Here is a 12484-nt window from a genome sequence, read left to right as displayed (position 1 = left end):
TCTCTTAATAAATCAAGTTACCTATAGGATTAAGTAACTTACTGAGCCCTTTATTAAAATGTAGCGCACTACTGACTACTGTAAAGCATAAACAGCCATCTTTTGTAAGTGGAGTATGCTGATGAGAGCCATCTTGCCAAATAAAGTCACCTGGCACGTAACTTCCCTCTTCATCACTAAACTCACCATCAAGTAACAGGGTTACCTCAAAGCCTTTATGAGTATGCTCTGGGATCTCTCCTCCTGCACCAATATGTAAAAGGCTTGATCGCAGCGGGCCATCATCAATAGCAACACGCGAGCGAGCAAGCTTACCCACCTGGGTAAAACGCCCATGAGAAATGCGTGTCAAAGCGCGAGGTAATTCATAGTTGTGCTCATTGACTTGTACAGTTACTGGTTCAACTTCGTAAACTTCATCAATGCTAGCATCAGCAGTGATTAAATCTAACAGGTCGATGTCAAAATCTGATGTTTGTAAATCATTGCTCAGATTTAATTCATTAGACACATCAAGCGCCTCACTAAATACATCATTTGCATTGGCGGCTTCGAGCTTTGCTACTTTTGCTTGGCAAACTGGACACATATCAACGTGAATAGAAACCGCAACACTTAACGATGCAGGTAACTGCGCTGAACAATATTGTGCTAGTAAAGATTCACTAGGGTGATGTTTAATCATGCTGATCTCCCATTTCATTACGTAATTTTTGCAAGGCTAAACGCAATCGTGATTTTACCGTGCCTACAGGAATATTAAGTTGTTGAGCAAGTTGCTCTTGCGACATATCTTGAAAGTAAACGCCTCTGACTACCTCTCGCTGTGCAGCTGGCAATTTATCTAGGTAACGTTTAATTTGCTGGTCTTCCAAATGGTCGCTAAATTCAAGTGTTGTATCTTGAGATTCGTTAATAAGTGGCCAAATATCTTCGCTTATGTTTTCTTCTTTATTACTTTTCATTTTACGAAGCATGTCGAATGAAGCGTTACGCATCACGGTATATACCCATGTCGTTGCAGCCCCTTTATCGCTATGATACAAATGCGCTTTACGCCAAACTGAGGTTAATGTTTCTTGTACAAGCTCCATTGCTTGTGCCTCTGAACCAAACTGCTTTATTCCAAAGCGTTTAATTTTTGGCGAAAAATATTCAAATAAGTAAGCAAACGCTCTTTTGTCTCGCGAAGTAGCTACATCAAGCAAAGCTTGCATAAGCTCTGCACTTGGCGTTTCTGGCATGGCAGTATATTTACCTGTATTAGGTTCACAACGTTGTGAAGGTTGTTGACTTACCATAATAATTAATCCCGTGTATGCTTTTGTACACATCTATACGCTAAGCAATTTAAAGCAGATCACATTATTTTAGGCAAATTCATTGTTAATCACAGTATGGAGGAAGTTTAGTAAGTTAGCAAAGTTACTTTCGAACGCAAGTTGCTGTTTTTTATCAATAGATATAGGTAATAATTCAAGCCAGCGCGCGGCAACCCAAGCTAAATTGTCAAATTTAGTTTGCCTGTATAGGCTCGAAAGCTCTTGATTGCTTAAAAATATGTCCTGCAAAGAATCAGACAAACGTTGATTATCGGCCGAAATATCACTGTGGGAGTCATTGTACCAATACGGCGTATTGCAATCGCTTAATAAGCCATGGCGCAATTCACTTTCATCTTGATATACGTCATTTATTTGCACGGTTTTAGCAGCGTACACATCAATGAGTAGCATATTGCTAAGGTCTTGGTCAAAGTCGATAATATCGACTAAGCAGCCCTGAGCGCTAATATTAAATGGCGTATCGTGCTGGTAAGTGCACAAAACAAAACCTTCGTTATTTTGTAGTGCGGTTTTTACCATGTTTAAATACCGAGGCTCAAATATACGTAAACGCGTATAGCCTTCAGGTAGCACAAATATTGGTAATGGGAAAATCGCACGTTTCATAAAGTCTACTTCTTTAAATTACACTGCCATTATTTACGTGCGCTTTTACTAAGTCGATCAGCTTACCTAAATCGAATTATTTACCCATTATTTAAAAGTTAATCCAACTGCCCATACTTTTTATAACTTGAACCATATAGTAAACACTCATCATGCTTACAACAGGCGCCAACATAAGTGCAAATAACCCTAATTCGTTGCTCATCGTCTTATCCTTTTACACTTATTTAGCTTTAACTTGTGTAGTTACCGCCATTGTAGACTGCGTGGTAACGTCAGCTTGTTCTTGCGCTTGATTAACTAATTGCTCAAGAGCTGCTTGGGCATCAAAACTAAGGTTCTGCGAAATTGATTGCTCGAGTTCTGCCGTTGCTTGGTTAATATAGCTTGTTACGTTTTGCGTTATAATATCAGTTACATCTAAGTCCACTTCACTCGCCTGTACCTGCGAAGAACCTAATACTAATAAACTTGCCATAGCGATTTTAATTGAAAGTTTCATAATGGTATTCCTTGTTGTGTATATTGTTTAGACGCAATAACATAATCAAGGGTTGTGCCAACAGAAAAATAAAAATTAAATCATTGATATATAAAGACTATATTAAAAACCATACAGCAATGCAGCATTCAGGCTTAGTTAATTTAACTAACCTTTTTAATTTTTTGACTAATTATTAGTAAATAAATAAAGTTTAACTCTTCACAACTAAAAGTAACTCCCTGCGTTACTCTTTTGCGTGTTTAGCTAATTTCATTTTTTTACCTAACCGATAGGCATCAGCCATACTTAATAACCAAATAACCACCATTAAAGGAAGGTATTTATATTCCCCAAGTTGGGCACATTCACCTGATGGATTACGAGCAGCTTGTAAAATGCCAGAAGCCGTCATTGGGATTTTACCTGCTAAAATTTCATTTGCACTACATTGCGCTACAGCCAAAATATCACCTAATGTCATAAACAAAAGTAGCGTAAATACACCTGCAAAAATGCAGCCTATTAAATGCTTTTTAAGCGAAAAATGCCCTGCCCCAGGATACACAATGGCAGTAAGTAAAACGGCTTTGAGCTCTTTTTTCATGATAAACGTGCCTTAATTGATTGTGACTATACGACCACACTATAACCGATTAATTCCTTTTAAAATCAATAAAAGTAACCAGACTAATTTACATTAACAGTGATGGCATTGAAACATTGAGCGTACACCTGTACACTCAAGTTCAATTGATTAGTGGTAGGACTAGTATGACTATAGATGCACCCTATTCTCGCAAAGAAGAAAAACTCAACGTACTAAGCCATGCACTGGGTATATTTTTTGCTGTGTTTGTAACTTGGGATTTATTTAAACAAGCCACCAGCGTAAAAGCTTATATTAGCACCGCTGTATATGGGGCTAGTTTATTTGTATTGTTTTTATCATCCACACTTTATCACGCCAGTGTGCAGCCAAAAATACGCGCTTTTTATAAAAAGTGTGATCATTGCGCTATTTACGTATTAATAGCCGGTACTTACACCCCATTTTTGTTACTATCCCTTAATGGCGCTTGGTCTTGGGGTACGCTTAGCTTTATATGGGCTGTAGCAATTAGCGGCGTTGCTTATAAAGTGCTGGTTAAAAATGGTAATAAAAAAATATCGCTGGCTACCTACTTACTTATGGGCTGGTTTGCACTCGCGATTGTATACCCGCTTTATTTAAATATTGATGTAAAAGCACTTTACTGGTTACTGGCCGGTGGCATTTTTTATAGCTTAGGTACATTATTTTATAGCGCTAAAAGCACTCAATTTAGCCATGCTATTTGGCATTTGTTTGTGATTGCTGGGTGCGTTTGCCACTACATTTCAATTACTAATTACGTGTATTAATACATGTAATTAGTCATTTTATACCATGCACATAAACCGCATTAATTTGGCTACCCTTTTACGTAAATGCTCGTTTTAGCTTAGGCGATATCACCTAAGCTTTAATTAAAAACGCTGTTTTTTACGGCGTTGTCTATAAGCCTATCATTGTCCTTACTCGCCTAATTTACTAGCTCGATAAACAGCTTGTAACATTTTCGGTACTATTATCCATTTTTTACCCATTTTACCCATTTTACCCATTTTACCCACTTACACTTTTCCTAGTTTAAAAATAAATACATTAAAATAAGTGACATAGCTTAATATTTTGAATGTAACGCTATGGCATATCTATTGCTCCTTCAATATAAATGGTCAATGAAACTTTGGCCAAGCAAATACATAAAGGAGATACAAAGTGGGCGCAATACAAGCTGACTCTACAATTAAGGCAAGTGCTACATTAGTAAGTCGCTACTTATACTCAATATTTTACAACCACTCACTTTTACGTCGATTCCCGCCAAGCAAAGAGATAGGTAACACGCATTGCTGCGTTATATCCCATTAGGCTCTTTGTGATTACATGCAGTTAATCCAACTTAAACTTTACGTTAAAGGAGACGTTGATATGCCAACTAACCAATTTACGATGCAAGACCCTAGAAGCCAATACCAAATGGGACGGACCGAAAAAGACAGTGATCAACCAGACCCAGGCCTAGATGGAATTTTAAAACCTAAAGCAGATCACGGCGAAGATACCTATGTAGGTAGCGATAGATTAAAGGGTCGTAAAGCGTTGATCACTGGGGGCGACTCAGGCATTGGAAGAGCGGTTGCCATTGCATTTGCCAGAGAAGGTGCCGATGTGGTTATTAATTACTTAGCCAGCGAAGAAGCCGATGCGAAAGAAACACTCGATATCTTAAAAGCCAGCGGTAGCAAAGCATGGGGAATTGCAGGCGATATCTCTGATGAGAGTTTTTGTAACGAACTTGTGGCTCAAAGCATTGAAAACTTAGGCTCAATCGATATATTAGTGAATAATGCAGGTAAACAACAGTTTGTTGCAGAGCTAGACGATTTATCTACCGAGCAATTTTGCCAAACATATGCAACAAATGTATTTGCTATGTTTTGGATAACAAAAGCGGCGGTAAAACATATGCCACCTGGCGCAAGTATTATTAATACAACCTCTATCCAATGTTATCAACCCTCTGCTGGGCTTCTTGATTACGCATCGACTAAGGGCGCAATTACAAGCTTTACTAAAAGTTTAGCAAAAATGGTGATTGATAAAGGCATTAGGGTTAATGGGGTTGCTCCTGGGCCAATTTGGACCCCACTTCAACAAAGTGGCGGCCAACCGGCTAAAAAACTACCTGAATTTGGTGATAACGTGCCACTTGGCAGACCAGGTCAGCCTGCTGAGCTAGCACCCACCTATGTATACTTAGCGTCGCAAGAGTCAAGTTACATTACCGCTGAAATAATGGGTGTGACAGGTGGGCAGCATCTACCTTAATCATACAGGCTCTCTCATATTAGTTAATATCAGCTTATTGATTTTATAAAATAATAGCGGCGTATATAAGCCGCTATTATTACCTAGCCTTTTTTAATCATACCTAAATAAGCCCCACTAAGTATTGGTGTGGCTTTGGTTAACAATGCCTTAGACAGCACCTTAGCTTAGTACTAAAAACCGGTGCTCATACAGCACTATTTAGCTCAGTGTGATCAAGAGCGCGCCAAGTTAGACACGTATAAATTAACTGCTTAAATAAGTTAAACAGATTAAGAGTTATCTTTTTTAGCACGTATTCCGCGAATGAACTCTTCTAAATAAGGCGTAAATTCAAGCGCAAGTGCTATAAATAGCACCGTTGCCAAGTAAGTTATTGGCAAAGGAGAGGCTTTTAATTGCAGCGTAAAGTCAGGAGGAAAGCCACCTGGAGTAAATAAAGCGGTAAATTGTTCCCAATGGCGCGCAACAATTAATACCAAAGCTAACAGGGGTATCATTTCTAAAAAACTGTGTATATGTTGCTCTATCGGCCCTACCCTTCGCTTACTTACCGCATAAGTTACATCCCACATTGCTGTAAGCTCATGTAGAAAAAACAGCACAATACAAATGGCAATAATCAAACTATTAACTTCAAAAATTAGAACGAGGATTAACGGTATGCCCACTTCGGCAAACATTAATAAATGAATAAATGACTCTTTAGCACCGCTGGTTGTAGAAATATTATTACGTCGATGACAAAACCAATCAGCAATGCCAGCAGCAAGCCAAACAGGGATCACAAAGTACATTAAAATCAATAAAGTTGGGTCAGTCATAGTTTGTTAGTCCTTAATATTTGGTTTTAAAAACCCTCATGCTTAAGACTATATATCTACACTTCATCAGCTTCTTCATTCATCATTCGCGATGTGAAAAACCGTACTTTTCAGATAGTTTATCATTCACTTTTAAGATGGCTTGAGGATTACTTACGTTTTTACGCTTTTACCTTTATGTAAATGAGATACCACTTAAAACGCGCCCATGAGCCGACATTTGGTCTGCTCAATATCTATTTACAGCAAATAAGTAGTTCAAGTGTTATGCCAAATTTCGATGCTAAATTGATTAAATGCCATCTTAAGTATAGGTAGGTTATGAGATGTTTTTTACTTTGCCGTGTATATTTTTGTTGTGGAAAAAGTAGAAAATATATCGCTTATCATTGTAAGTTTTTCATTCACAAAGCTAGTTAAGAAGGTTGTGTTGAAGGGAAAACTACAAGCTGACAAACCCTATTTGTTGTAGATTTACGATAGCTAAAACAAAAAAGTAAGCCGCACACTTGTAATAAAGCAGCCTTTAAAAGCTTCTTTTACGATAGTACGTTTACTACTGCCATCTACACTCGCGCATATTTACTTTGTCGTTTTTAAAGCTAACCCCTTCTAATAATAGCTTTTGGCGCTGCTCTTGGTATTTATCACTGCCTGCCGGGAATGATATTTTTCCTTGGCTGTTTACTACTCTGTGCCACGGTATAACAGAGTCATCAGGCATTTGCTTTAAAAGCCGCCCTACTAGGCGTGAATTTTGCGGATAACCGGCAAGCGCGGCTACTTGCCCATAACTTGCTACAAAACCTGCAGGTATATTTGCAATAATGGTATAGATGAGGGTTTCTTTATCGATATCAGCGCTCATTCACGTACGCCTCACTGAGTACTTTAAATTGCTCCCAAATGGAACGGGCAACGGGCCCATGATGTATGGCATCACGCCTAAATGCACGCACTTCTATACCAAACTGATCTTCTCTGTCGTTTATATGTATTTGCTGCAACAGCCCGGCTTCTATTTCAGGGGCGCAATAGTCTATATTCATCATTGCCCAGCCAGCACCCGCAAGCAAAAACGACTTTAAATTGGTTACATCATCAATCTTCATTAAGGCAGACCCTTTTGAGTAAGAAAGCTTGTCGCTGTCTATGCTTAAGTCGCTTTCAAACATGGCCAAACACGGGTAATTTTGTAGCTCGTTAAAGGTCATGTGCTTAGGGTATTTATTAGTAGATGCAATAATACCAATATTTAGTTTACCAATAGGCAAACTTTCTAAATGCCCTGTTGCATGAAACAAATCAAACCATGGGCCTATGCCTAGCTCAACTTGCCCACTATTTACCTGCTCTAAAGAAACAAAGCGTTTGCCACTGGTTAAATTAAACTCTGTACGCTTAAATAATCTAAAAGTATTACTTATGATCTCGTTATAACTGTCTTTATGACATATTTGTTCGTAGCAAATGCGATATTGTGGCTCGTTACCGAGTGCAAGCTCTTTAGCAAGCTGTGCCAGCTCATCATTTGCATACAATAGTTGTTGTGCTTCGCGGTGAAAAACACGCCCTTTTTCAGTTAGCTGTAATCGGTACTTGGTTCTATCAAGTAATTCAAAGCCAATTTTTGCCTCTAAGTTTTTAATTGCTAAGGTAAGTGCAGGCTGAGTTTTATGTAATTTAAGCGCCGCGCCACTTAAACTTGCACTTTGTACAATGGCATCTAAAATTTGTAATTGATTCAGCTTCATACTGCGCTCAACATGATCATAAATAAAACTTATTATGTTTCTAAAATTTAATGAATTTTATTTTATATGGTTGCGGCGTATCCTGCACTTAATTATTTTGCCCATCATTGCCACGGAGAAGACATGAAACTCTTTCGTCTATGTATACTTACTACGACTTTACTTACTTTAATGGCCTGTTCAGAGCCAGAGCAGCAAGTAAAAGAAGAGCCCATTAGGCCTGTAAAGTTATTCAATATAGGACATGATTCGCAAACAAATGTGCGCAGTTTTCCTGCTGAAGTGGTTGCTAACCAAGGCTCATACTTAGCATTTAGAGTAAATGGTGAATTGGTAGAGTTTCCGGTTTTAGCAGGTGAAGAAGTTGAGAAAGGCCAGCTTTTGGCAAAACTCGACCCAGAAGATTTTCAATTACAGTACGACGATAGAAAAGCCCGTTATGAACTTGCTAAATCGCAACTTAGTCGTATTGAGCAACTATACGAGAAAAAAATAGCGAGCCAATCAGAGTACGATGAAGCATTGGCTAATATGCAAGTGGCAGAGTCAGCCTTTAAGATTGCTGAAACTAATTTAGAATACAGCGAATTGCGCGCTCCATTTGCAGGTACTGTTGCCAAAGTATTTGTTAAAAACTTTGAAAACATTCAAGCCAAACAAAACATATTACGCTTAGAAACACGCGATTTAATGGATGTTGAGATTCAAGTTCCTGAAAAAATCATTGCGCGTATCAAAAAAGGCAGCGACTACCACCCAACCGTTGTGTTCGATGGTTTTACGAACAAAGAATACACCTTAGATTTAAAAGAGTGGGATACGCAGGCAGATCCGACAACGCTCACTTACAAAGTTGTTTTTTCATTGCCTGTTCCTAAAGACTTTAACCTCCTTGCAGGAATGACCGGGCGTGTATTTATTGATTTATCTAAAGTAACCAGCTCGCAAGTGGCTTACACTATTTTACCAATAGAGTCGGTTTTTTCTGAAGCTAAAGAAAGCGTGTCAGATAACGCTCATGTGTGGATATACAACCCCGAAACCGGCGTTGTTAACAAGCAAGCTGTTAAAGTCGGTCAAGTACACCGTGACGGCATTGAAGTACTGAGCGGCGTTAAAGAAGGCCAAATTGTCGTTTCTGCTGGCGTGCATTCATTAGATGAAGGCATGAAAGTACGCCCATGGAATAAAGAGCGAGGCTTATAATTATGAGCTTTGCACAACTCTCTATAGAGAAAAAAGTAATTAGCTGGATGTTTGCACTACTGCTGTTAATTGGCGGGAGTGTGTCGTACTTTGATTTAGGCCAACTAGAAGACCCAGAGTTTACGCTTAAAACCGCCATGGTTATTACTATGTACCCAGGTGCGTCACCTCAACAAGTAGAGGAAGAAGTCACCTTCCCAATTGAAAATGCAATTCAGCAACTCCCTTACGTTGATTTTGTAACCTCTATTTCATCAAACGGTAAGTCGCAAATATCGGTAGAAATGAAAAGCACCTACCGAAAGGAGCAGCTGCGCCAAATTTGGGATGAAATGCGCCGTAAAATTAACGATTTAGCGCCTTCACTCCCAAGTGGTGTTTACCCGAGCACTATTTTAGATGACTTTGGCGATGTATACGGCGTTATGTATGCGGTTACCGGCGATGGCTACTCTTATGATGAGCTTAAAGATTACACCGATTACTTAAAGCGTGAACTCGTACTTGTTAAAGGCGTGAGTAAAGTAACCATTGCAGGTGAACAACAGCCACAAGTTATGGTTGAAGTGTCTACCCGCAAGTTAGCGCAGCTCGGTATAGCCCCAAGCCATATTTTTGGTTTACTGCAATCTCAAAATACAGTCTCTAACGCAGGTAAAATTAGAGTGGGCGATGAGTCTATACGCTTTCACCCAACCGGCGAATTTAAAGATGTTAAAGAGCTCGAAACCCTACTTATATCAAAACCCGGTGCTAGCGAGCTTATTTACCTAGGTGATGTAGCCAAAGTATTTAGAGAATACGCAGAAGTACCCAACAATGTTATTCGCTACAACTCAGAGCAAGCACTTTTAATTGGCGTTTCGTTTATGAATAGCGTGAACGTAGTCGATGTAGGTAAACGTATTGACGAACACTTGGCAGAACTTGAATACCAGCGCCCCCATGGCATTGATGTTAAATCGGTTTATAACCAACCTAAAGAGGTAGAAAAATCGGTAGATGGCTTTATTGTAAGCTTGGTAGAGGCCATTGCCATTGTAATTGTGGTACTACTGATTTTTATGGGATTAAAAAGCGGTATTTTAATTGGCGGGATTTTATTACTAACCGTTCTAGGCACCTTTATATTTATGAAGCTGTTTGCCATAGACCTGCAACGTATTTCTTTGGGTGCGCTGATTATTGCCCTTGGTATGCTGGTAGATAACGCCATAGTAGTAACCGAAGGCATATTAATAAATTTAAAGCGTGGCCAAACTAAGTTAAAAGCGGCGGTTAATATTGTAGAACAAACTAAATGGCCGCTACTAGGCGCTACAGTTATTGGTATTACTGCGTTTGCCCCTATTGGCTTGAGCTCAGATGCGACCGGTGAATTTGCCGGTAGCTTATTTTGGGTGTTGTTTATATCGCTTTTACTAAGCTGGATCACCGCCATTACGCTTACACCATTTTTTGCAAATTTAATGTTTAAACAAGATGAGTTTAAAAAAGGTAAAAATGCTGAGGGCGAACAAGACGACGACCCATACCAAGGCTTTATTTTCACCGGCTATAAAGCACTTTTAGATGTGTCTATGCATTATCGTAAAACCACGCTTGTGCTTATGGTTGTACTCCTTTGCTCGGCAGTGGTTGGTTTTGGTGCAGTTAAACAATCGTTTTTCCCTGCCTCTAACACGCCTATGTTTTACGTAGATTACTGGCAGCAACAAGGCTCTGACATAAGGGCGACACTTGAGGGAATTAAAAAGCTTGAAAACTACCTTCAAAAAGAAGAGCTAGTTGAAGAAATAACCAGCACTACAGGCCAAGGCGCTCCACGTTTTATGCTCACTTATGCACCGCAAAAGTCGTACTCGTCATACGGGCAGCTCATTATTAGAGTAAAAAACCGCGAGGCGGTAGCTGTAGTAATGCAAAAAGTGCGAGAGTACTCTCAAAGTACGCCCCTTTCAGCTGAGCTTAAAATTAAGCCGATGGAAATTGGCCCCTCAACCGATGCTAAAATTGAAGCTCGCTTTACAGGTCCAGACCCGGTAATACTGAGACAATTAGCCGCCCAAGCTGAAGAAGTTATCGCACAAGACGACGGCGCTTATAATATTCGTGATGATTGGCGCGCACGTACTAAAATGATTCGCCCACAATTTAACGAACAAAAAGCGCGCCGCTTAGGCATTAGTAAGTCGGACCTTGATGATGTGCTGCTTACTAGCCTTTCGGGCAAGCAAGTGGGTGTATACCGCGATGGTACACAACTACTGCCAATTATTGCTCGCTCACCGGCAAATGAGCGCCTAAATGTAGAAAGCGTTCACGATTTACAAATATACAGCCCAGTACTGGGGGTATTTGTGCCAGTAACACAAGTGGTTGACGAATTTGTAGTTGAATGGGAAGACAGCCTAATTATGCGCCGCGACAGAAAGCGCACAATAACGGTTATGGCCGATCACAACGTATTAGGTGATGAAACTGCCGCCAAGCTTTTTGCTCGCATACGCGGACCTGTAGAAGCAATAGAGTTACCACGTGGCTATAAATTAGAATGGGGCGGCGAGTATGAGTCGTCATCGGATGCGCAAGCCGCTATATTTGGCTCATTACCGCTGGGTTATTTAGCAATGTTTGCGGTTACCGTACTGCTGTTCAATTCACTTAAACAGCCTTTAGTTATTTGGGCTACAGTGCCACTTGCCATTATAGGTGTGAGTGCAGGCATGTTAATAATGAATGCACCATTTAGTTTTATGGCGCTACTTGGCTTACTAAGTTTAAGCGGAATGCTAATTAAAAATGGTATTGTGTTGGTTGATCAAATAAACCTTGAGCTTCGCGATGGTAAATCGCCTTATCAAGCTGTATTTGAATCTGGCGTTAGCCGTGTACGCCCTGTAGCCATGGCGGCTATTACCACCATTTTAGGTATGATCCCGCTGTTATTTGACGTGTTCTTCCAGTCAATGGCGGTAACGATTATGTTTGGTTTAGGCTTTGCAACCATACTTACGCTTATCGTAGTGCCTGTGCTTTATACTGTTGTATTTAGAATAGACTACGAGCCTAGAAAGTAATTTAAAAGCCTTACAGGACGTTTAAAACGCAGCTTACCTCACCGTAGCTGCGTTTTTTATTATTTAAACCGAGGTTAAAGATGGACATAATAAGCACGCTCATACTAATACTGGGGCCTGTTTATCTTTCGAGGTTAAATTTGCAGCAGCCTGCTTGGTATTTAGGCAAGGCAGAGCCTGTGTAGTGTGGTTATTCCCCATAAATAGGCGATAACGTCGTATAAATGCCAAACAGGCGCTGCCCGAAGGGTTCTGCCTAGGGACAATTTA

The 12484-nt window shown here is 39.8% G+C and carries 12 protein-coding genes; 4 read left to right on the top strand and 8 right to left on the bottom strand.

Annotated elements, in window-relative coordinates:
* Positions 1 to 4: 4 nt before the first annotated feature.
* From CWC16_RS00060 to CWC16_RS00040, 5 genes are all read right to left on the bottom strand, one after another.
* On the bottom strand, positions 5 to 685 hold the full coding sequence (locus CWC16_RS00060; protein WP_138539990.1) for a ChrR family anti-sigma-E factor: 681 nt from the start codon (positions 683 to 685) through the stop codon (positions 5 to 7).
* Positions 678 to 1301, bottom strand: a complete 624-nt coding sequence (locus CWC16_RS00055; protein ID WP_055013851.1) for a sigma-70 family RNA polymerase sigma factor — start codon at positions 1299 to 1301, stop codon at positions 678 to 680. Before CWC16_RS00055 ends, CWC16_RS00060 begins: the two co-directional genes overlap by 8 nt.
* Before the next feature lie 69 nt (positions 1302 to 1370).
* Positions 1371 to 1952, bottom strand: coding sequence for an LON peptidase substrate-binding domain-containing protein (locus tag CWC16_RS00050; RefSeq protein WP_138539989.1), 582 nt, complete (start codon positions 1950 to 1952; stop codon positions 1371 to 1373).
* 223 nt (positions 1953 to 2175) lie between these two features.
* Positions 2176 to 2454, bottom strand: a complete 279-nt coding sequence (locus CWC16_RS00045; RefSeq protein WP_138539988.1) for a hypothetical protein — start codon at positions 2452 to 2454, stop codon at positions 2176 to 2178.
* Between the two features lie 226 nt (positions 2455 to 2680).
* Positions 2681 to 3040 carry a hypothetical protein gene (locus CWC16_RS00040; RefSeq protein WP_138539987.1) on the bottom strand — a complete coding sequence of 120 codons (360 nt, stop codon included), beginning with the start codon at positions 3038 to 3040 and terminating at the stop codon, positions 2681 to 2683.
* Between the two features lie 167 nt (positions 3041 to 3207).
* On the opposite strand from CWC16_RS00040, the gene trhA reads away from it, so the two are divergent.
* Entirely contained in the window at positions 3208 to 3837 is a 630-nt protein-coding gene (gene trhA / locus CWC16_RS00035) for a PAQR family membrane homeostasis protein TrhA (protein ID WP_138539986.1), read from the top strand.
* 613 nt (positions 3838 to 4450) lie between these two features.
* Positions 4451 to 5350 (top strand): SDR family oxidoreductase, encoded by a 900-nt coding sequence (locus tag CWC16_RS00030; protein ID WP_138539985.1) that lies wholly within the window; start codon positions 4451 to 4453, stop codon positions 5348 to 5350.
* 272 nt (positions 5351 to 5622) lie between these two features.
* Here the strand turns inward: CWC16_RS00030 and CWC16_RS00025 are convergent, their stop codons facing one another.
* From CWC16_RS00025 to CWC16_RS00015, 3 genes are all read right to left on the bottom strand, one after another.
* Positions 5623 to 6174 carry a diguanylate cyclase gene (locus CWC16_RS00025; RefSeq protein WP_138539984.1) on the bottom strand — a complete coding sequence of 184 codons (552 nt, stop codon included), beginning with the start codon at positions 6172 to 6174 and terminating at the stop codon, positions 5623 to 5625.
* A 556-nt stretch (positions 6175 to 6730) separates the two neighbouring features.
* Positions 6731 to 7042 (bottom strand): MGMT family protein, encoded by a 312-nt coding sequence (locus CWC16_RS00020; protein ID WP_138539983.1) that lies wholly within the window; start codon positions 7040 to 7042, stop codon positions 6731 to 6733.
* The gene (locus CWC16_RS00015; RefSeq protein ID WP_138539982.1) at positions 7032 to 7928 is read right to left on the bottom strand and encodes a LysR family transcriptional regulator; all 897 of its coding nucleotides are present in this window, start codon (positions 7926 to 7928) and stop codon (positions 7032 to 7034) included. The genes CWC16_RS00020 and CWC16_RS00015 overlap by 11 nt, the downstream gene beginning before the upstream one ends.
* A gap of 123 nt (positions 7929 to 8051) precedes the next feature.
* Between CWC16_RS00015 and CWC16_RS00010 the strand changes: the two genes are divergently transcribed.
* A complete protein-coding gene (locus tag CWC16_RS00010) occupies positions 8052 to 9134 on the top strand; it encodes an efflux RND transporter periplasmic adaptor subunit (protein ID WP_138539981.1) in 1083 nt (360 codons plus the stop codon).
* Between the two features lie 2 nt (positions 9135 to 9136).
* Positions 9137 to 12214: an efflux RND transporter permease subunit gene (locus CWC16_RS00005; protein WP_138539980.1), complete on the top strand. Its 3078-nt coding sequence runs from the start codon at positions 9137 to 9139 to the stop codon at positions 12212 to 12214.
* The last annotated feature ends 270 nt before the right edge of the window (positions 12215 to 12484 follow it).

It is taken from the genome of Pseudoalteromonas sp. S3776, from assembly GCF_005886915.1.
In the GTDB taxonomy this organism is placed as follows: Bacteria; Pseudomonadota; Gammaproteobacteria; order Enterobacterales; family Alteromonadaceae; genus Pseudoalteromonas.
This window is presented reverse-complemented; position numbering and strand designations above follow the sequence as displayed.